The sequence below is a fragment of the Candidatus Tisiphia endosymbiont of Melanophora roralis genome, assembly GCF_964026575.1.
In the GTDB taxonomy this organism is placed as follows: Bacteria; Pseudomonadota; Alphaproteobacteria; order Rickettsiales; family Rickettsiaceae; genus Tisiphia.
Genome location: NZ_OZ032161.1, coordinates 696,177 through 716,782 on the forward strand (window position 1 = coordinate 696,177; position 20,606 = coordinate 716,782).

General features: G+C 32.1%; 19 protein-coding genes. 10 read left to right on the plus strand and 9 right to left on the minus strand.

What is annotated here, in order from left to right; translation table 11 throughout:
• Positions 1-121: 121 nt before the first annotated feature.
• Entirely contained in the window at positions 122-268 is a 147-nt protein-coding gene (locus AAGD53_RS03420; RefSeq protein WP_341763290.1) for a hypothetical protein, read from the plus strand.
• A gap of 212 nt (positions 269-480) precedes the next feature.
• Here the strand turns inward: AAGD53_RS03420 and AAGD53_RS03425 are convergent, their stop codons facing one another.
• The 7 genes from AAGD53_RS03425 to AAGD53_RS03455 all read right to left on the minus strand — a co-directional run bounded on the left by AAGD53_RS03425 (position 481) and on the right by AAGD53_RS03455 (position 5,446).
• Entirely contained in the window at positions 481-1,002 is a 522-nt protein-coding gene (locus AAGD53_RS03425) for a hypothetical protein (protein ID WP_341763291.1), read from the minus strand.
• Positions 1,003-1,179: 177 nt separating this feature from the next.
• Positions 1,180-1,752 (minus strand): hypothetical protein, encoded by a 573-nt coding sequence (locus AAGD53_RS03430; protein ID WP_341763292.1) that lies wholly within the window; start codon positions 1,750-1,752, stop codon positions 1,180-1,182.
• A 242-nt stretch (positions 1,753-1,994) separates the two neighbouring features.
• Positions 1,995-2,597, minus strand: coding sequence for an NADH-quinone oxidoreductase subunit C (locus AAGD53_RS03435; RefSeq protein WP_410521116.1), 603 nt, complete (start codon positions 2,595-2,597; stop codon positions 1,995-1,997).
• Positions 2,575-3,114: a NuoB/complex I 20 kDa subunit family protein gene (locus AAGD53_RS03440; RefSeq protein ID WP_341763293.1), complete on the minus strand. Its 540-nt coding sequence runs from the start codon at positions 3,112-3,114 to the stop codon at positions 2,575-2,577. Before AAGD53_RS03440 ends, AAGD53_RS03435 begins: the two co-directional genes overlap by 23 nt.
• Before the next feature lie 4 nt (positions 3,115-3,118).
• On the minus strand, positions 3,119-3,493 hold the full coding sequence (locus tag AAGD53_RS03445) for an NADH-quinone oxidoreductase subunit A (RefSeq protein ID WP_341763294.1): 375 nt from the start codon (positions 3,491-3,493) through the stop codon (positions 3,119-3,121).
• The gene (locus AAGD53_RS03450) at positions 3,493-4,914 is read right to left on the minus strand and encodes an O-antigen ligase family protein (RefSeq protein ID WP_341763295.1); all 1,422 of its coding nucleotides are present in this window, start codon (positions 4,912-4,914) and stop codon (positions 3,493-3,495) included. Before AAGD53_RS03450 ends, AAGD53_RS03445 begins: the two co-directional genes overlap by 1 nt.
• Before the next feature lie 13 nt (positions 4,915-4,927).
• Complete coding sequence (locus AAGD53_RS03455) at positions 4,928-5,446, minus strand: DUF2155 domain-containing protein (RefSeq protein ID WP_410521117.1); 519 nt, start codon at positions 5,444-5,446, stop codon at positions 4,928-4,930.
• Positions 5,447-5,895: 449 nt separating this feature from the next.
• Here AAGD53_RS03455 and AAGD53_RS03460 point away from each other — a divergent pair, with 449 nt between their 5' ends.
• The 5 genes from AAGD53_RS03460 to AAGD53_RS03480 all read left to right on the plus strand — a co-directional run bounded on the left by AAGD53_RS03460 (position 5,896) and on the right by AAGD53_RS03480 (position 12,034).
• On the plus strand, positions 5,896-7,260 hold the full coding sequence (locus AAGD53_RS03460; protein WP_341763297.1) for a M23 family metallopeptidase: 1,365 nt from the start codon (positions 5,896-5,898) through the stop codon (positions 7,258-7,260).
• A gap of 345 nt (positions 7,261-7,605) precedes the next feature.
• Positions 7,606-8,982 (plus strand): UDP-N-acetylmuramoyl-L-alanine--D-glutamate ligase, encoded by a 1,377-nt coding sequence (gene murD / locus AAGD53_RS03465; protein WP_341763298.1) that lies wholly within the window; start codon positions 7,606-7,608, stop codon positions 8,980-8,982.
• Positions 8,975-10,123 carry a putative lipid II flippase FtsW gene (gene ftsW / locus AAGD53_RS03470; RefSeq protein ID WP_341763299.1) on the plus strand — a complete coding sequence of 383 codons (1,149 nt, stop codon included), beginning with the start codon at positions 8,975-8,977 and terminating at the stop codon, positions 10,121-10,123. Before murD ends, ftsW begins: the two co-directional genes overlap by 8 nt.
• Positions 10,120-11,196 carry an undecaprenyldiphospho-muramoylpentapeptide beta-N-acetylglucosaminyltransferase gene (murG, locus tag AAGD53_RS03475; RefSeq protein WP_341763300.1) on the plus strand — a complete coding sequence of 359 codons (1,077 nt, stop codon included), beginning with the start codon at positions 10,120-10,122 and terminating at the stop codon, positions 11,194-11,196. Before ftsW ends, murG begins: the two co-directional genes overlap by 4 nt.
• Positions 11,197-11,287: 91 nt before the next feature.
• On the plus strand, positions 11,288-12,034 hold the full coding sequence (locus tag AAGD53_RS03480; RefSeq protein WP_341763301.1) for a hypothetical protein: 747 nt from the start codon (positions 11,288-11,290) through the stop codon (positions 12,032-12,034).
• A gap of 277 nt (positions 12,035-12,311) precedes the next feature.
• Here AAGD53_RS03480 and AAGD53_RS03485 read toward each other — a convergent pair whose 3' ends face one another.
• Positions 12,312-13,058 (minus strand): TlyA family RNA methyltransferase, encoded by a 747-nt coding sequence (locus AAGD53_RS03485; RefSeq protein WP_341763302.1) that lies wholly within the window; start codon positions 13,056-13,058, stop codon positions 12,312-12,314.
• Between the two features lie 223 nt (positions 13,059-13,281).
• Entirely contained in the window at positions 13,282-14,424 is a 1,143-nt protein-coding gene (locus AAGD53_RS03490) for an MFS transporter (protein WP_341763303.1), read from the minus strand.
• Positions 14,425-15,028: 604 nt separating this feature from the next.
• On the opposite strand from AAGD53_RS03490, the gene AAGD53_RS03500 reads away from it, so the two are divergent.
• The 4 genes from AAGD53_RS03500 (at position 15,029) to AAGD53_RS03515 (ending at position 19,962) form a co-directional block, all read left to right on the plus strand.
• Positions 15,029-17,155: a ribonuclease E/G gene (locus AAGD53_RS03500; protein WP_341763304.1), complete on the plus strand. Its 2,127-nt coding sequence runs from the start codon at positions 15,029-15,031 to the stop codon at positions 17,153-17,155.
• Between the two features lie 16 nt (positions 17,156-17,171).
• Positions 17,172-17,675, plus strand: a complete 504-nt coding sequence (locus AAGD53_RS03505) for a hypothetical protein (RefSeq protein WP_341763305.1) — start codon at positions 17,172-17,174, stop codon at positions 17,673-17,675.
• A gap of 309 nt (positions 17,676-17,984) precedes the next feature.
• Positions 17,985-18,962, plus strand: a complete 978-nt coding sequence (gene holA, locus AAGD53_RS03510) for a DNA polymerase III subunit delta (protein ID WP_341763306.1) — start codon at positions 17,985-17,987, stop codon at positions 18,960-18,962.
• Positions 18,963-19,071: 109 nt separating this feature from the next.
• Entirely contained in the window at positions 19,072-19,962 is an 891-nt protein-coding gene (locus AAGD53_RS03515; protein ID WP_341763307.1) for a HEPN domain-containing protein, read from the plus strand.
• Positions 19,963-20,606 lie beyond the last annotated feature (644 nt).

Sequence of the window (20,606 nt, forward strand, 5' to 3'; positions counted from 1 at the left end):
AAGCGGCTATCACGCCTGATTGTTAAATATTTCATTTGCTAATAATCTTATTTTTATACCAATAAAAATAAGATTATTAGCGATAATAGATTAAAATGCATTCGTACCAGCCGCTTCAAGAATGCATTTTTCTGATATTCTAGCCAGTTTTGGAAGACCTCTTAACAACAGTGGCATAAAAAATGTACTATGGGAGCAGAGTAGCGGGAGCATGAATAAATTACCAGCAGAAGTAGAGTTTGCCAAAGATATCTATTTTCTCCTTTGACCGTTAAGCCAAAGAGGTTATATATGATAACTTTTTATTTTATACTAAATCTAAAGACCAAGCCTTGATGGTTTCACTAGTCAAACTAGTGCTTTACCTATCATTGAGTTATATTTTATTCTAGGGTTTCAAGTATGAAGGTTCATTATGTTTAGACGTCATTAGGCTAAATTGTCGTAGCTAGTCACCTCACTGTGGATATTTAACTATTATCATTCTGCCAATAGATTAATTGACTCCTCTACACCTGCAAGAGCAACATCGCAGTTACTGTTTTGTTTGTCATTAGCATTTAGACTTTCAGGAACACTGACAAGATTTGAAGCATCATGACAAGCTAAACTATAGTTTAGCTCAAAACCATTCAAATTTCTTAAAGAATCATATAACCTTAAAAACGAATTTGCCTGTGCACAAGCACATAACCACTCTCCTGTGTCAACATCTGAATCACTGATGGCTTGCCCTAGGGTTTTAAGGAATTTATTGCAGTCATCAGATGTTTTATGTTGTAATAGACTTAATACCAAGTCAAATACTGCACATTCATGTAAATTTTCATTTACTTGCTTTAAATTATAGTCATCGAAAGACCGTAAGATAAGACTGTAACACCTAGAAAAATTACCTGCGTTTATTGCATCCAGCAAATCACCACTAACAGCTGAAAACAACTTCTTTGAATTATTTTTTTTACTGGTTTTAAAATCTTCTAAGTCTAGTATTGTTAACATGATATCTTTTAAAATAAAATTATAAAACTAATTGCACAATTAACATGATTAGTAAAAAGCAATTTTGCAAATATTATTTCCCTTGAATATAACACAACTACTAGATGTACTTTTGGCTCAAATGGATAATTATCTAGATAATGAGCATAAAAAAGTTAAATTCTTAATTTTTCACAATTATAAGCAATCTTCCGCTCCTGTGTCACCATCAACCTTGCCTATAATAGGAGCTTCACTTTGCAGTGGATCACAATTGTCACAAACTGTTTTATTGGCATCAGTACTTGAATTTTCATCTGAAGTAATGGATTTTGATTCAGTGTCCTTTGTTTCATTTTTTGAAAATAGCCAATTATGTCGATAAAGATTTTTAGTATGTGTTCCAATATTCTTAAATGCTTCGTTTAGAGCTTTGCTTAATGCCCCACTACTAAATTGGGACGTGCGTATAGAGTAATACAACCACGCCCCCGTATCAGTATGTGGATCGTCTATAGCTTTCCCTACAGTTTGAAGAAATATTGTACCATTAACATCTGAATTATCAATTACTTCAGCAAGCATATTTCCAAATATTTGTACATCAGTGTTATCCTGCTGAAAAGATTTACCATTAAAAAGCTCCTTACACTTATCAACATCGCCTTTCCTTATCGTCTCTAACAAATCTCTATCAAAACTTGAAAATAACGTACTTGTATAAGTAGATTGCTTAATTTTAAAACCCTTTAAGTCTATTATTTTGAACATAATAACCTCTTATTAATTAAAAATTGTACAATATAACAGGAACAGTAAAAGTACTCTTGCAATATATTCTCGATGTGAAGTATTTAATGCTAATTTTTCATCAACCATAATAATAAGTAACACGTTCAGATAGTTTTGTAAATTCTTCTTTATACTCTTTTAATTGTTTGTTAAAATAATTAAAATTACAATTAGTAGTTATTATATATGCCATAATCAAAAAGGTAAATATGACAGTTATTTCACTTCGCCTTTTCATCTCCAGGTAATACATAACTTGGTCCTTGCCAACTTGATGAAAAATCAAATTCTCTATATGGTTGGTCGAGTTTCACTGGCTCATATACTACTTTTGCAAGAGTCTCATCATATTTAACCTGCACGTAACCCGTTAATGGGAAGTCTTTTCTGAGAGGATGACCGATAAAATCATAATCTGTTAGAATACGACGATTATCATGACTACCACCAAAAATTACTCCAAACATATCATATGCTTCACGTTCATACCAGCAAGCAGCACTAAATATTTTGGTAACTGAGGGGATTATGTCATGTTCTCCAGCCTCAATTTTTACTAATATACGTTTATTTAATTTAAGACTCAGTAAATTATACACTATCTCAAACCGATTAGAGCGGTTTAGGAAATCAGCAGCAAATAGATCTGTTAGCACAGTAAAACGCAAATCCTCAGATTCCTTAATTGCCGATAAAAATGGTAACAAACTTTCTATACCAGCTTTATAGCTAGTAAAATGTATATTTAAATCATTTACAGGTAAAGCAGTTATCTCAAGCTCCTGATTTTTTATTAAGTCGTCAATGATATTTTCCATTGTCACCTTTTCTAAATCTAGTAGTTCTTCTAATTTTCTTTTGTAACTGCATTAAACCATAAATCAAAGCTTCAGCAGTTGGAGGGCAGCCTGGTACGTATACGTCTACTGGAACAATCTGATCACAGCCACGTACTACTGAGTATGAATAGTGATAATAACCACCACCATTGGCACAGCTTCCCATTGACAGAACCCACTTAGGTTCAGTCATTTGGTCATAAACTTTTCTAAGAGCCGGAGCCATCTTATTTGTTAATGTTCCTGCAACTATCATTAAATCAGATTGACGTGGGCTTGGTCTAAACAACATGCCAAAACGATCCATATCATAGCGGCTAGAAGCAGCTTGCATCATTTCTACTGCACAACATGCAAGACCAAAACTCATAGGCCAAAGTGAATTAGATCTAGCCCAGCCTATCAAATCATCGAGTTTAGTTATAAGGAATCCTCGGTTTGAAATTTCTTCTTCAAGGAGCTTATCTTGATCGTATTCATATAGATCTATCTTTGCTTGCATGTCATTACTCCCAGTCTAAAGCTCCTTTTTTCCATTCATATACAAAACCGATGGTAAGTACCAATAAGAAAAACATCATTGAGAAGAAACCAAATTTACCAATTTGTCCAAGCGTAATAGCCCATGGCACCAAAAAAGTTATTTCTAGATCAAAAATAATAAATAAAATAGCTACTAGATAAAAACGTACATCAAATTTGCTTCTAGCATCACCAAAAGCTTCAAATCCGCATTCATAACTATCCAACTTAGCCTTATTATATTTTCGAGGAGCTAAAAGCCTTGGCAATGTAACTATTACCAATGATAAAACTGATGCTATACCAAAAAACACAGCTATAGGCAAGTATTCTTGTAAAATATTATATGTTTCCAACATTAGTAATTATACTCCTGTGATTTTGAAAGAAGTAACTTAAACAAAATCATCGCTCCAAAAGAGCTGCAAACCCACCATATTTGCCAAATGTTAAATGAAATCATACCTATTATATAATAATTTATAAAGCAAGCATAGGCAACTGACTTGTAATTTAATACATCTATTTTGTTATTCTCAGTCGTTCGATTTATCTTACCACTTTTAGAAGACTGCACTAAGGATATATTACTAATTTTTTGAATATATTTGTAAATTAAAGATAAAAATAGTATCAAACCTATTAAGCCCGTTTCCAATAAAATTTGCATTATATTATTATGTGGGTGTAGAGGAAGGGGAGACCACGTCCACTGGTTATAGCTAATCATTTGTTTCTCATCAATTTTAAAATTTCTTGATGAAGCAAATCCATGACCCAAAATTGGTTTTTTGATAATTTGTTCAGCAACAAAGTGCCAAATAAATACACGGTGCTTAGCAGAGTCTGGTAGAAACTTGGCATAGTGATCTGAGGCATAATGTGGTTGTATTTTATATGCAATTATTGGCATCAATATTGAACCAGATATCATAGCAAGGGTAAATAATCTCAAAAAAACAGATTGCAGTGATTTGGTTACTAACAGCCTATTTGTTAAAAATACTAATCCAGCTACGGTAAATGCTAAAAAGCTTGCAAGGCTATCTGAGATATAGAGCAAATAAAAAATTATCAGGTAATATATTAGCGCTAATAAATATCTATGATATGATATAATTATAGCTATCGCTACCCATGAAAGAACTGATAATAAAGAACACCCACGGTCAAGAATGAATAAAAAGAATTGACATGAAGATTTTGGCTGAAAAATAGTACGGAAAGCCCTTGTTATAATACCGTGAGATGCGTATTCTATAAAAAACAAAGCAATTGCTGCTGTTATTCCTATAATAAAATATATTTTTATTTTAGTTACATTTATGGATAATTTGTCAATATTGCTATTTACGATAAACCCTATTAGAACAATTAAACAAACCTGTAGATAGTTAAATAAAGAAGAGGGGTAATTAGGTGAATAAAAATTTGTTATAAGACACCAAAGACAAAATAGTAATTCCAGTTTCCAATTGGATAACAAAGTTTCTTTAATAGTAGCGTATTTAAAATGAATAAAGATTTTATCTCGCAAAGCAACTAATATAGTTAATAACAACATAGGAACTGTTACTGCAGTAGAAAAACCAGAAATCAATCCAACTACTGGGAATAACATAACTAATAGGCAGATCATGGATTGTATACTCTTCTGCTTTAAAGAATTGGCTTTTGCAAATACTTGCGGGGCATTCGCGTGTTCACGTACTAAATGTATGCTCCGCTTACTCTCCCCTTGTTTATTGTCCCCATTTTTTAAATCATTTGAGTATATCATTAGTTAAAATATCCTATAAACAATTTTTAGCAAAGATTTCATAAATAGGATGTTCAAAGGTGGAGGCTGAAATACTTGACGAGATAATCCATCCTTGGAAAATTAACATAGCATCCTCATCAATTTTATGCTCTGTAATGGTTAATAGCATGTAATTATCCTCATTGTAAGGATCAAGATTTTTAATACATTTATGAAGTTTAATTTGAATATTACCAAAATATTGTGGTTCATTAGGCTTTAATACCAGCTCCTTTGATGTTGCTGTGATTTTATTTAAAGCAATAATCTTACCAAGACTGTAAGTTTTTAATTCTGAATGTTCAACATTATTTTGTATATTTGGCAAGTTATTAGAATCAGCAACATGCTCAGTAAAATTATTATCTTTTTCTAATTCATTACTTTCATCTGTAGTATCAAGGAATTCCATATTTTGAGTATTATCTTCAGCTTGTCCATAAGAAGAAAGAATGCATAAAAACCCCATTATACTAGCAAATATAAGGTGCTTCATCAATTTCTGCAACATGCGAAAATAACAATTCTTTAAGTTATAATTTGGACTATGCTGAATTATACTAGCATGCAGCAAAATTGTATATATAAAATTTTATGATAGTGTAACAGGGCAGTTTAGAAGTCCCAACTAATGATAGAAAAGTTTGTTTTTTAAAAAGATAATTGCTGTTTATTTGGATCGCCACGCCACTTTGTGGCTCGCGATGACAACTATTTATTTCTATAATTTAGTATTTTTTATCATTAGTTGGGGCTTTTAAACTGCCCTGATAGTGTAATTCATTGCTAGTAGTTTAAAATAAGTAAAACTTTAGTAATATTTTTATTGTAATTTATTTTTCTATACTCCATATTGGTAGGATCATTACATACAGATCAAATAAAAACTAAAAATATTTAAATAAATTTTTGGTTAGTTATTTGTTTTTTCATGAATCAATATCACTTAAATGAGCATTAATGCAAGCTATTATCCGCCTTATATTAACAAACCCGCAGATTAAGTATAAATTTAGGGTCATTTTCTCGTACTTTTCTATATTCCTTTTTATGGGGTTTGCTACTTTTGTATCTTTATCGATCAATAAGTTCGTTAGTGATACTATGTCAATTACTATAGCAGAGCCAGAGATACTTGAATCTTCAGAAGAACTATCAAATGAAATCTCCCAAATTATAACAGTCAAAAAAGGTGATACATTAAAGGCAATACTTTTACGGCAACAAGTTCCAAATAATGAAATAAACCAAATCGTAAAACTAGTAAAAGACAAGAATATTGAATCTTCCCTGAAGATAGGACAGCAACTTGTTTTTGATTATGAGATAAACATTACTGAACAAGATGATGAAGATCTTGCTTCTGAATCACGTATATTGAATAAAATAACCATAGCGTATGATAATGTTAAATCTTTAGAAATTATTAGAGAAGAGGAAAGTTTTTATGCGAAAGATGTGACCAAAGTTCTAAATAAATTAATAACCAAATCTTCTGTGGTTATTAATTCAAGCTTTATGTCGGCCTTAAAATCGTTGGGATTATCAAGTAACAGTATAATTGAGCTGATTAACTCGTATAGTTATCAGATTGATTTTCAACGTCAAATTAAAAATGGTGATACGGTAACTGTTATAACCGAAAAATTTGTTACCAAGGAGGGTAAATTCTCTCATCATGGTAAGGTTTTATATGTATCGCTTAATTTGTCCGGTAAAGAATATAATATTTTCCGGTATTCTCTAGATAATACACCCAATAATCATGATTTCTTTTCTGAAGATGGTAAAAGTGTAAAAAGAAGTTTGCTTAGAACCCCTGTTAAATTAGTTAGAGTTTCTTCTCATTATGGTAATAGACATCATCCTACTTTAGGCTATACCAAAATGCACAAAGGTGTTGATTTCGCCGCTCCAACTGGTACGCCGATTTATGCTGCAGGTAATGGGGTGATAACTGAAATAGGATGGAAATCTGGTTACGGAAAATTTGTACAGATTAAACATAGTCAAAATCTATCAACTGCTTATGCTCATGCTTCTAATTTTGCTAAAAATCTTAAGTTAGGAAGTATAGTTAAACAAGGCCAAGTTATTGCGTATGTTGGTAGTACTGGTAGAACTACGGGGCCACATTTACATTATGAGGTTAAAATAGGTGGTAAGAACATAAACCCTATGCACGTTAAATCTACTCCAGGCATAGAGCTTGTTGGCAAGCAATTAGCAAAATTTAAACAATTTAAAAGTAATGTAAGGTCTTTAAGTAGTGAGCTTGATAATAAGTCAGAGATTGCTGAAAATTCAGCAACAAAATTCTTTTGAAATCTTAAGGAGTTAATATAGTTCTCGTTTCTTATTTATAGACGTATATGTCTATTAGCGAGCGAACATACGTGAGCGTGGCAATCTACAACTGTTGAAAGTTAAAAAGTCGTCATCGCGAGGCGTCGATAGACGCCGTGGCGATCTCACGAAGTAAGTTCTTCTTCACAAGATTGCCACGTCGTCGCTTACAGCGACTCCTCGCTAATAGACGGTTTAGGGCTTACAAAGCTCATCGCAATAACAACTTTTTAACTTTCAACAGTTGTGCTTATGGTCTCCTCGCTAATAGACGTTTTATAGACGTATAGTAAACATAAGTAAAACAAGGTAAGCCTAAAAATTATGTCATCATTTCTTTCGCAAAAACATAAGAATATAGGTATAGTTGGTTTAGGTAAGACTGGTATAGCTGCTTGGAAAGTACTGAATAAAGTAGCTAAAGTAATTTGCTATGATCAAGCAAAGAGTAGTCGGGATGCTTTTACCAAAATCTATGGGAGTGATAGTCTTGTTAGCTTATCTGATCTGCAGTGGCAAAATCTTGATAAGATTCTACTGAGTCCAGGTATTCCTTTGTCTCATGACATTGTTACAATGGCTAATTCTTATAATATACCGATAACTTCAGATATAGATCTGTTATTTGAGGAAGTTAGGTTAAGAGAGCCTGAGGAAGCTAATTTCATTGGCATAACTGGTACTAATGGTAAGAGTACTACCACTGCTTTAACCAGCCATATTTTACAATCTTGTGGTTTTGATTATCAAGTTGGAGGAAATATTGGTTTTCCTGTTTTGGCTATGAGATTAGATAGTAAAGGATATGTATTGGAGCTATCCTCATTCCAATTAGATTTATTAAACAGTTTTAAAGCCAAAATTGTGGTGCTTCTTAATATCACGCAAGATCATTTAGACCGACATAATAATATGCAAGGCTATATTGCTGCCAAAAAAAAGATCTTTGATCGAATAGATAAAGATTCATTTGCTATAATTAGTGTTGATCATGAAATTACCAAGAATATTTTTCTAGAATTACAAAAGGAAAATAGAACGAATGTAGTACCAATCTCTACTTATGAAATTCTTAATAAAGGAATATCAATTTGTAATAATATTATTTATGACAATATTTTTGAACCGATTACTATTAATCTCCATAATAATAACTATCTACAAGGTATACATAATCAAGAAAATATTGCCGCTAGTTATGCAGTTTGTCGAATTATAGGGGCAATGCCAGAACAAATAATTGCCGCTATCGGGCTATTTAAGGGGTTACCACATAGAATGCAATATGTTGGTACAATACAAGGAATAAGTTTTTATAACGATAGCAAAGCTACCAATGGTATTGCTGCCTCTAAATCCATCTCATCGCTTGATAATATATATTGGTTAGCTGGGGGGATAGCAAAAGAAGGAGGAATAACAGAGCTAGAGCCATGGTTTTATAAAATTCGTAAGGCTTATCTTTTTGGTCAAGACAAAGATATTTTTGCATCATTTCTTAATGGCAAGGTAGACTACCAAATTTGTCAAGATTTAACGGAGGCTTTTAATTCTGCCTTTAAAGATGCAATGGAGGATATGGGGGGTATAAAGAATATTTTGCTAGCCCCAGCTTGTGCTTCCTACGATCAATTTAAAAATTTTGAGGAACGCGGAGAATTATTTATTAAATTATATAATGCTATTATTAATCATGGTTAAAGATAATCATAATAATGAATTGTCTAACAACTATATAAAATGGTGGTGGCGTAGTATTGACCAGCAAATGATTATTGCTTTAGTAATCCTATTTGTATTTAGTATAATGTTGGTTACTACATCAGGATCAGCAGTAGCCAATAGAATTGGACTTAATGAGTATTATTTTGCATCTAGACAATTATTCTACCTTGCTAGTGCTTTGTTACTAATCATTTTTTTTTCTTTTTTCTCAAGAAAATGGTTAAAGAGATTCTCAATTCTAGGATTTATTGGTAGTATATTATTATTAATTTTAGTTAGATTTTATGGTTATGAGGTTAAGGGGGCTACTCGTTGGATTAATATTCTAGGTCTCTCTATACAACCTTCAGAATTTGTAAAACCATTTTTTGCAGTGGTGGCAGGCTGGATATTATCGCTGAAATTTGAAGGTGAATTTCCAAGTTTTTCTATCTGCATAAGTCTTTATAGTATCGTTGCTTTATTATTAATTATCCAGCCAGATTTTGGTATGTTAGTGATGGTGACTGCTGTTTTTGGTATTCAACTTTTTATTGCTGGTATGCCGATATTTTGGATTATACTTGCTGCTTTTATGTTGGTATTTGGGGTTACAGCAGCTTACTTTTGGCTTCCTCATGTAACAAAAAGGATTAATAGTTTCTTGGATCCTGATAGTAGTAGTAATTACCAAGTTGGTAAGTCAATCAGGGCGTTTGAGCATGGAGGTTTATACGGTTGTGGTCCTGGTGAAGGGGCGGTAAAACAAGTATTGCCGGATTCGCATACTGATTTTATCTTTGCTGTTGCTGGTGAAGAATTTGGGGCAATTATTTGTTTAATCATTGTAGGGATATTTGCTTTTATAGTTATTCGTAGTTTACTTAAACTTATTAATGAAGAAGATAAATTTATTCAATTAGCAGCAAGTGGTATTATTTCCCAAATAGGGTTACAAACAATCATTAATATTGGTGTAACCTTGAATTTATTGCCAACCAAAGGTATGACGTTACCCTTTATTAGTTATGGTGGTTCTTCAACTCTTGCTATAGCCATTGCTATGGGGATGCTGCTTGGTTTTACCAAACATAAAACCTCTCTTAGTAAATATAAAATTCAAGATATTGACATATGAAGAATATAATTGTTGCTGGTGGTGGTACAGCGGGGCATTTGTTTCCCGCTATTGCTTTAGGTGAAGAATTAATGAAGCGTGGGTATGAGTCGCACCTTATCAACGATGTTAGGTGTCAAAAATATTTAACTGAAGATTTAAAGCTTATACCACATATAATAAATTTTAGATTGCCACCTAAAGGTTTATTTAATAAGTTTAAATTATTGATTTCCTTATTAATTATAACTTTTAAGATGTTATTGCTATTAGTGAAGATTAAACCATATGCTATAATTGGGTTTGGTGGCTATCCGACTTTTCCTCCATTGCTTGCTGCAGTATTTTTACGTATTCCTATCATAGTTTATGAACAAAATTGCTTTATTGGTAAAGCTAATAGATTTTTCTTAAAATATGCTAGGAAAGTTGCCCTTACATATGATGAAACTAAAAATTATGATATTCTTGATAAGAATAAGAAATTGGTTATAGGAAATATAGTACGGGAGAATGTTAAAAACCTGAAAGTTAGGGAAAATTTTAATAATGATACTTTCCGAATATTTATTTTTGGAGGAAGCCAAGGAGCAAAGATTTTTTCTACTTTAGTACCTGAAGCTATTCAAATATTAGTGCAATCAAATCCTGATATTAAACTGCATATTACCCAACAAGCTTCCATAGAAGATCATGATAATATTGCTAAAATTTATGCTCAGTTGAAAATTCCATATAAGTTGGCAGATTTTTTTTATGATATGGATCAGCAATATGAGAGTCAAGAATTAGTAATATCAAGAGCTGGGGCATCGACTATTTCTGAGCTTTGCTATGTAGGATTGCCGGCGATTTTTATTCCACTACCTTCAGCTAGCGAAAACCATCAATTCTATAATGCCAAGGCTCTAGAAGATAGTGGGGCAGGGTGGTGTTTTGAACAAAATGACGTCACAGCAGAAAAATTAGCCAGTAAACTCTTAGTGCTAGTAAAAAATCGTGATATATTAAAAAAAACATCTCATCAGTTATTAAAAAAGAAAAATGATGGTAGTAGGGTTTTAGCTGATGCGGTAGAAAAAATAATAAGCTGACTTTTTAATTCAGTTGAGGGAATTGCTTCTTGCAACTTTAATAATTCTGTGTCATTAATTATGGTTTAGTAAAAAATTATCGGATTGCTTTATGTTAGGGAAAGTTATTATTACAGTTTTGGGATTGTTCCTACTTTCAGGTTGTACTGATGGTTTTAAAGGATATTTTAAAAAATCTGCTAATAATAAAATTATAGATACCAAAGGTTTTGAAGGTGGTAAGCGTCCGCCTCTTTATAATAAGAAGTATATATCAATGGCAAAAAGGAACGTCACGGAAGAAAATTTTGATGACGATGAGGAAGATTTACTTAGTGAATCTGATACGGAAACAATTAATCCAACTTTAAGAAATCGTCAGATGTATCTTAAGATGGTAAAACAGGATGCAGATCGCAAAAGAAGGCAGAAGTTAAATCAAGATAAAGATTATCCTTCATTGAACTTAGCAAGTGATAGGGTAAAAAAGCGAAATAGTGATGAGGAAAACAGTAAGTTGCACAAAGAGTTAGAGCAAATTAAAGCTATGCTGCATGAAACTAAAAAAGATTTAGAAAAGTATAGTTGTCCTGCGGGGAAAAATGTTAAAACACAAAGTGCTGATATGTTACCAATAGAAACAGATAGTCATAAAAACATTAAAAAATTAGAAACTAATAAAACTAAGAGTGTACTCAATAAATCAGAAATGAAAAGAAAATTTCTTAGTGAAGATTATGATGATATGAAGGTAAATGACCCTAATGAGAAAGTTGGTAAAAACGACACTAATAATAGAGTGAATAGTACTATTGTTAATGAACAAGAGAAATTCCAGTTATCGCCTCGTGCGATATAAACACAGAATACCACAGCGTCTATTAGCGAGCGTAAGCGAAGCAATCTAGGAAACAATCTATAGATAAATGATGTTACAATTGCTTCGTCGACCTACGGTCTCCTTGCAATGACATATTTTTTAATAATTCTAAAAAACTTGATTATCGAGTTTTATATTTTTTTGCCAAAGGTCCATAGGTGTTATAGTCAATTTATGAGAATTTGATGCTAGGAACGATGGAGCAACGCCTATAGATAATAGGCGAGCGATCGAAAACGATGTTACCAAATTCTCATCAATTGACTATACGCTGTCCATAAATTAAAAACTCCTGATTGCCTTTTGCCCCTAAAATAGGGCTGGGTATTATCCCGTGTATATTAAAGTTATGGTTTGATTCTAGCCATTGTTGAATATGGTCACATACTCTTTGGTGTAAGAGTTGGCTTCTGACAATTCCACCGCTCCCGACTTCATCCCTTGCTACTTCGAATTGCGGTTTAATTAGGGCAACTAGACTACAATTATCTTTTGCTAGGTCAAATGAAGTGGGTAATATAGTGGTAAGACTAATGAAGCTGGCATCACAAACGATAAGGTCTAGTGGTAAGCTAATTTGCTCAACTGTTAGATAGCGGGCATTAGTTCTTTCAATTACTGCAATTTTAGGATTATTACGCAATTTATAATGTAGTTCACCATATCCTACATCTACTGCAAAAATCTTTTTGGCATTTCTACGGAGTAAAACCTCAGTAAAACCACCAGTGCTAGAACCTATATCTAAACAAACTAAATCTTGTGGATCAATATTGAAATAGTCTAGAGCAGCAATTAATTTCAAAGCCCCTCGTGATACATAATCATGTACTGGGTGTTTTATAGTAATATCAGGAGTATTAGTCAATATTCTTGTACCTGGTTTGGTATTTTGGTACTGGTTGATATATACTTTGCCTTGTACTATTAAGCTTCGTGCAATGTTAATATCATCAACTAATTTGGATTCTACTAGATATTGGTCAAGTCTTATTTTTTTCATAAATCTTCATAGCAACTTAAACCTGAGTTCAATGTAATAGGTTTGATGTCATCCCCGTACAGGCTTTACCCGTGTGGATCACTAGTATACTCGGTGAACTGCAAGAATTGGCGTTCTCGCGACCAAATATCTGTGCTGCTCACGTACTAGTTGTACGCGAAGGTAGCCGACACTCGTACTCCGAGTAGCAATTTAGTTTTGGGAAACTGTTTAGATTATACCCCTACCATCTGTACAATTTCCGTTTAAAAAAATACCAAGAATAATAAAGTACAAAAGTTCCAACAACACTATATGTAGAAAATAGAAAACCCTGCCCATCATAGAGTCCATGGGATATATAAGAAGATAAAGCTCCAGAATAAATGCCAATAGCACACATAGTGAAATATATTGCCAGTGCGGTTCTCAAATCTTGTGCTTCAAATTTACCGGATAATATTAATATATTACAAATAAAAATAGCACATAAACATACACCAATTATAGAAAGGAGATAGATGTTACCTATTAAAGTGACTCCATAATATGGTAAAAGAATAAAACTGGCTAGGAGGATAATTATCAATATTAAGTTCGCAAGATATTTATTGATTATTTTTAATGATAAAATAACAGGTGATATCAAGAAAAATATACTTATAAGAGTATAATGAGTAATAGTGTCTATCTTTGATACAGGAAAGTGTTTCTCTAAGGCAAATTCTTCATAATACCACAATATATCAAAAGTAATATAAGATACCATAAAGCCTGTTAGTATCTGTAATTCTATATTCTCAATTAAGAATGAAAATCTAGAAACTAAAGTTGTATTTTTATTAATATTCTCTCTTTGTAAGCAAGTTATAATAATGAAGCTATAAAGTAACGTGCATAATAATAACCCATTTATAGCTGATTCTAGAAATACAGTTAGTAAATCAACGGTAAACTGTCCAGCTATCCATAACAAAGAAAAGATAATAAGAGCAAAATATTTATAGTTATTGGTTAACTCTACTATTTTGATGATAGTTGTGGTTATGTAAGTGTAGTAGGCAGATGCCATTACAATAAAATTGATTTTAAGAATGGTATAATCCTTAATCATAATTAGGTTTAATATGCCTATTATAAGTAAGATTAAGCTAATAATAGTAGTTTTGTTATCGCTGATTTTGTTAATTAATGGGGTTAAGAATAAACCAGCTATTATATAACCTAACATTTCGATTGATTCGATATGGTCTAGTTGTTCCCCAGATAAGCCTTTACTTAGCAGAAAACTTGGCATTATAAGTGCATTGATGTAAGTGATACATGCAAAAAGAAATACGCTAAGAAACAATAGCAAAACTGTTTTTAAATGATTATTTTGGGTCATAAATAATTGTTTGCTAAACTAGATTACATCGTATATAAATTTTATTAGTTGAGAGGCGTTTAAGAGATTTTGATATAACTAAAAGTACATTATATCACTCATTATGATTTGTCTAATTAATTTGTTATTTTGACCATTAATAAAATATTAGACTTCTTGCAGAATTCGCTGCTGCTCCGGAATTTATAGGAGACACGGAACGGAAAACCGTAGCGTACTCTAGTGTACGTGAGGATTTGAGTGCCGGATTGACGTATAAATTACCAACAGAAGTAGAATTATGCAAGAAGTCTATTATATAACCAAGTAGGTATAATAGTTCTCGATGTCATCCCCGCTTCATTGCAGAATCCAAATAATAGCCTGAATGACTGTTAGGTATCATGGATTCCCGCTTTTAGCTAGGAATGATCAATGGCATAGTAATGTTATATCGAATTTAGGTTAAGTAGAGTTTTTTAGTTATTTGTTAGGTTAATGTACTTGTTAAATGTTTTCTCATAAAAACTTAATATTAAGTTTTAAATTTGTTATAATATTCTCTAATATTGCTAAATGTTACAGAGTTTAGAGATATACCTAGAAATTTACGAGTAAAAAATTAATGAGTAAAAAAATTATAGTTGATGCTAACTTCCCTAATGAAACAAGGGTGGTTTTACTGAATCATAGTAACAATATCGAGGATATTGAATATGAAACAGCCATAAAACAACAAATCAAAGGTAATATATATCTTGCAAAAGTTATAAGAGTTGAACCAGCGTTGCAGGCTGCCTTTATAGATTATGGTCCGGACAAAAGCGGATTCTTGCCTTTCAATGAAATTCATCCATATTATTATAATGTACCAGTATCTGATCTTAAATCTTTGACTTCTATAAATAAATTACAAGAAATTTCTCTTTTAGATATTACCCAAGATGATTTTGTAGAATCTGAAGCAAAGAGGGATTATAATCCGATAATAGATAGTGAAGAAATTGATTTAAATGCCATAGAAAGATTAGTGGACGAAAAAATTCAGGTAGAATTTAATTTGGATGTCTTAGATAATGATATTGAAACAATAAGTGTAGACAAAAGTGATAGAGAGGAAGACAATAAACAAAAGCAATACAAAATTCAAGAAGTAATAAAAAAAGGACAAGTTATGCTTGTTCAAGTTACAAAAGAGGAAAGAGCTAATAAAGGTGCATCATTTACAACCTTTATATCTCTTGCGGGAAAGTATTGCGTTCTGATGGCTAATACTCCATTGCAGAATGGTGTATCGCGTAAGATATCCAATGCTGATGAGCGAAAAAGGCTTAAGAATATAGTCAGTAAAATAACTGCAAATAATAACAGTAGTGGGTCAAGTATCATAATTCGTACAGCTGGTGCTGGTTGTACTACTTTAGACATAAAAAGAGATTATGATTATTTAGCAAGATTATGGAATAAAATTAGGGAGAATACTCTTAAATCTGTAGCTCCCTGTTTTATACATGAAGAAGATGGTCTAATTCAAAAAGTCATAAGAGATATGTGTGATCCTACTGTTAAAGAGTTGATAATACAAGGTAGTGGGGCTTATCAAAATGCTGTGAAATTCATGAAGGATATATTACCTATTGATTTGGCTAAGCTCAAAGAATACAAAAATAAGATGCCAATTTTTACAAAATTTGCTGTTGAGGAACAACTAGCAAAACTATACCAACCAGTTGTTGCTTTAGCTTCTGGTGGTTATATAGTGATAAATCCAACAGAAGCACTTATTTCAATTGATGTTAATTCAGGAAAAGCAACTTCTGAAAAAAATATTGAAGAAACGGCATTAAAAACCAACTTAGAAGCTGCTAGAGAAATTGCTAGGCAAATTAAATTAAGAGATTTATCAGGCTTAGTGGTTATTGATTTTATCGATATGTATGAGGCTAGAAATCGTAGGATTGTCGAGAGGTCTTTTAAGGAATTTCTAAGTAGAGATCGTGCAAGAATTCAAACTGCTCATATTAGTCAATTTGGTTTGCTTGAGATGTCTCGTCAAAGATTAAGCCCCTCATTTTTGGAATCAAATTCATCGATTTGTTCATATTGTAATGGTAAGGGTCTTGTTAGGGCAGATGAGTCAAATGCTATGTTGATTCTACGTACGGTAGAAAATGAAATTTTTAATGAAAATATTGATTTAGTAAATATTTTTGCTAATATTCATTCAGTTATCTATTTACTGAATAATAAACGTTCAGAAATATCTCTAATTGAAGAAAAATATAATTTAAAGTTAAAATTCCACGTTGATCCTTCTGCCACTTCTGATAATTATTCAATTGAAAAAATAAAATTATCAAAGAAATCTAGCCATACAGAAGCTGGTAATAAGCCATTAATTCAGAATCAGTCCTCTAATTATCAAGAAGAAAAGAGTATTAAAGAGACTCCTGCTCATAACAAGAAGAAGCAAAAATGGAAAATGCCTGATAAATTAGAATCTAGTAGTGAATCAAATAAGGGTATGGAAAAAATTGATAAAGAGGTAATTGATTCTATTCAAGAAACTAATAAACCAGTAGTGGTAAATGAATCGGTTAACGGAGTCAATGACCTTGACACCAATAAGTCAAACCGTAAATATATTGAGAAAAAATCAAATTATTCTCGCCCCTCTAGAGTACGTAACTATAATAAACGTAAGGTAGATGACAATGATAGTGGACAATCTCAGGAGGTAGCTAATAGTTGAAAATGGTAAATGCAATATGGTGCGTTCAAATTTATTAGTAGCTCTTGCTTACTTATTTTTATTTACCTCTTGTAGTTTAAAACCTGTATATAGTAATAAATATAGCACGCAGGAATTAAGCCAATTAAGTAGCATTGAAATTGAACCAATAGCATCTATTGAAGGTGCAGAATTTTGTTACTATTTATCGAGTATTTTACCAAGCTCTACAACAGTCACAACAAAGTATTTATTAAAGGTAAAATTTACCAACAAACGTTTACCACTTATTCTTCAAAAGAATTCTGATGTGTTAAGAGAAGCAATCAGTCAAACTATTCAATATAGGTTAGTTGATATTGTTACTAATCTAGAAGTGACAACAGGAACATTTAGTCATATAACCTCTTATAGTACAGCTGCTTTACCATATCATAGCTATATAGATGAAGAGGTAGCATTGAAAGACCTTACAAAACGAGGAGCAGATGAAATCCTAGCAAGATTAATTTTATATTTTAAGAGAGTGCCTACGAACTGAATAATTTTTGAGGAATTTTTAGGAAAAATGTAGCTTAGTACCGCAAGCCATAGTACCTTACATTTTTATTTCACTACTGTTAAGGGGTCTTCCGAGCGTCTATTAGCGAGAAGCCGCGAAAAAGCGGCGACGCGGCAATCCAAGATACGCGAAGCGTTACTCTAAAAAAACAGCTTTGCTGTTTACTTGGATCGCCACGGCATCTAAAGAGCCTTGCTATGACGATTATAGAAAAATGTAGGGTACTATGACCGCAAGCAGTACGGCACAGAAGTAGAATTATGCAAGAAGTCTAAAATAGAATTAAAGATGAAGCTTTATCTATCACAAATCATTCAGCTACTTGATAAGGTAGAAAATGGGCAAATTAAGGCTCTGTTGCTTTATGGTCCAGATAAAGGGTACATTGATAAAGTTTGTAAGACTTTAGTGAAGAAATTTGACTTACTAAAAACCTCTATAGAATATTCTGAAATTAAAAATCGATCGCTCGAGACGTTAGTTAATACCCAAAATTTCTTTATGCAAAAACAATTGATTATAGTAAGGTCAGTTGGCGAGTCTATAGATAAATCTTTAAAACTGGCTCTTAGTAAAGAGTCATTGCATTTCTTAGTTTTTATTGCTGATGAATTATCAGCTGCTTCTAGTATACGTAAGTTTTTTGAAACTGAAACTTATCTAGCTTCTCTAGCTTGCTATCACGATGATGAACACAAAATTACTAAGATAATTTTACAAAAATGTAACAGTGTTGGTAAGGTTATAAGTGAAGATACTGTTAACTATTTAACAGATCGTTTAAAAGGTGACCATCAAACACTAGTTAATGAAATCAATAAGTTAATATATTTTACATTTGATAAAGATCAAATCACCCTGGATGATGCACTAGCTGTAGTTAGTGATGATTTTACAGGGAATGGGGATGAGTTATGCGTTTATTTCTCCTCAGGAAATCTTGATAATTTTTTACAAGAATTCACCAAACTAAAACAACAAAATATTAATGAAGTGCTAATTATCAGAGCATTAATCAGGTATTATCTAAATCTATACACCGTATTGAATAAATTAGCAATGGGTGTTAATATAGATATGGCTATAAAATCACTATCTCCACCAATTTTCTATAAATATGTGCCAAGTTTTAAGCAAGCTCTAAATAAGGTTAACTTAGAAGATTGCATTAAAACATTGAAACATTTAGAGCAAGCAGAAATTGATTATAAGCTAAATCCAGCCGGCTTTGATATATATCAACAAGTTTATGTTAAAACATACTAATTAGAGATAATTATGCATAAAGCAAATTTTTAAGTAATCTTTTAGTTACATTGCCAAGAAAATAAGTAAAATTATATAATATATTCTCAAAATATGACGATAAATCTATATGAAAACTACCTTACCTAGCCGTTCTATGATAATTCAAGAAAAGCTTGATAAGATTGTAAAAGAAATCTTAGCAGTTGGAAAAGATGAGATTGCGATGATTATTTTATTTGGCTCTTACGCTAGAGGAGATTGGGTACAAGATGAGTATAAAAAAGGACACATTACTTATAGTTATCAAAGTGATCTCGATCTTATGTTGGTGATGAAGAAAGGCAAACAGGCCGGTCTTGCCGGCTTATCCATAGAAGATAAAATAGAAAAAAGGTTGGAAAGAAAATCATTAAGAAATCCTTTTGAGTTATGGGTAACTTTGGTGCTAGAATCAATCAAGACGGTAAATAGTCAGTTAGAGAAGGGGCATTATTTCTTTTCTGATATAAAAAAAGAAGGAATTCTTTTATATAATAGTGGTGAGTTTCAGCTAGCGGAAGCTAAAAACTTACCATGGGAAGAAAGAAGACAAATAGCTAAAGAGGATTATGAATACTGGTTTGTAAGAGGCACAGGTTTTTTCATTGATTGTAAATATCCATTAAAAAGGGAAGATTATGCTTTATCAGCTTTTTACCTTCATCAAACTACCGAAAGTTTTTATAATGCTATCCTGTTAGTTTTTTCCGGTTATAAACCGAAACTACACGATATAAGAAAATTAGGTAGTATAGCCGGAAATTACAATGAAGAATTATGGCAGATATTTCCTAATTCTAGCGTTGAGCAAAGGCAATGTTTTAGATTACTTGAACAGGCTTATATTGAAGCTCGCTATAACAAAGATTATAAAATAACTAAAGAACAGCTACTTTACCTTATTGATCGAGTAAAGAAGTTAAAAACAGTGACGGAAAAAATTTGCTTGGAAAGGATTAATGGAAAAGAAGTAACGTGATTTGGCTTAATCATGAAGATTGCCACAGTGCCAACGGTGCTTCGTAATGACGATTTTTTAACTTTCAACAGTTGTGGACATCACCCTTAGAACCTAGGTGATGCACACAAAATTCTTCAACGTCATTGCGAGGAGGCATGAGCCGCACAACTGTCGAAAGTTAAAAACTATAATTCATTGCAACCAAAAATTATACATAAATAATAATCTAACATTTATAATTTTAAATCTACAAGATTAGGCTCTCCGCTGCAAAATAACACTATATCTTTGATAATTTCTGTCTCAAGCAATGACCTATCTATTTTGTATAATTTATTTACTTCATTTAGTTTATCTTCACCTAATAAATTTATAATATTTGTATATTATTCAACTTTTTGTATTTATATGAACTTAATTTATACACAATCTTTAGTTATATTTTAATACCTTTTTTAACTTTCGACAGTTATGGCATGAGCCGACGAAGCAATCCACAAAAAATATAATAAGTAATTTGGATTGCCGCGTCGCCACTAAAGTGGCTCCTCGCAATGACGGTTTTTTAATTTTCAACAGTTGTGAGATTGCCACGTCGGCGATTTCATCGTCTCCTCGCAATGACGTTTTTTTTTGCTAAAACCTTTCCGGTTTAACTATAA

Bases quoted from the DNA above. Each gene is read 5' to 3' on its own strand.
- murD (WP_341763298.1), top strand. From the start codon at position 7,606: ATGTCATCATTTCTTTCGCAAAAACATAAGAATATAGGTATAGTTGGT.
- AAGD53_RS03485 (WP_341763302.1), bottom strand. From the start codon at position 13,058: ATGAAAAAAATAAGACTTGACCAATATCTAGTAGAATCCAAATTAGTT.
- AAGD53_RS03425 (WP_341763291.1), bottom strand. From the start codon at position 1,002: ATGTTAACAATACTAGACTTAGAAGATTTTAAAACCAGTAAAAAAAAT.
- holA (WP_341763306.1), top strand. From the start codon at position 17,985: ATGAAGCTTTATCTATCACAAATCATTCAGCTACTTGATAAGGTAGAA.
- AAGD53_RS03430 (WP_341763292.1), bottom strand. From the start codon at position 1,752: ATGTTCAAAATAATAGACTTAAAGGGTTTTAAAATTAAGCAATCTACT.
- AAGD53_RS03455 (WP_410521117.1), bottom strand. From the start codon at position 5,446: ATGTTGCAGAAATTGATGAAGCACCTTATATTTGCTAGTATAATGGGG.
- ftsW (WP_341763299.1), top strand. From the start codon at position 8,975: ATGGTTAAAGATAATCATAATAATGAATTGTCTAACAACTATATAAAA.
- AAGD53_RS03445 (WP_341763294.1), bottom strand. From the start codon at position 3,493: ATGTTGGAAACATATAATATTTTACAAGAATACTTGCCTATAGCTGTG.
- AAGD53_RS03420 (WP_341763290.1), top strand. From the start codon at position 122: ATGCATTTTTCTGATATTCTAGCCAGTTTTGGAAGACCTCTTAACAAC.
- AAGD53_RS03450 (WP_341763295.1), bottom strand. From the start codon at position 4,914: ATGATATACTCAAATGATTTAAAAAATGGGGACAATAAACAAGGGGAG.
- AAGD53_RS03480 (WP_341763301.1), top strand. From the start codon at position 11,288: ATGTTAGGGAAAGTTATTATTACAGTTTTGGGATTGTTCCTACTTTCA.
- AAGD53_RS03515 (WP_341763307.1), top strand. From the start codon at position 19,072: ATGAAAACTACCTTACCTAGCCGTTCTATGATAATTCAAGAAAAGCTT.
- AAGD53_RS03440 (WP_341763293.1), bottom strand. From the start codon at position 3,114: ATGCAAGCAAAGATAGATCTATATGAATACGATCAAGATAAGCTCCTT.
- AAGD53_RS03500 (WP_341763304.1), top strand. From the start codon at position 15,029: ATGAGTAAAAAAATTATAGTTGATGCTAACTTCCCTAATGAAACAAGG.
- AAGD53_RS03505 (WP_341763305.1), top strand. From the start codon at position 17,172: ATGGTGCGTTCAAATTTATTAGTAGCTCTTGCTTACTTATTTTTATTT.
- murG (WP_341763300.1), top strand. From the start codon at position 10,120: ATGAAGAATATAATTGTTGCTGGTGGTGGTACAGCGGGGCATTTGTTT.
- AAGD53_RS03490 (WP_341763303.1), bottom strand. From the start codon at position 14,424: ATGACCCAAAATAATCATTTAAAAACAGTTTTGCTATTGTTTCTTAGC.
- AAGD53_RS03460 (WP_341763297.1), top strand. From the start codon at position 5,896: ATGCAAGCTATTATCCGCCTTATATTAACAAACCCGCAGATTAAGTAT.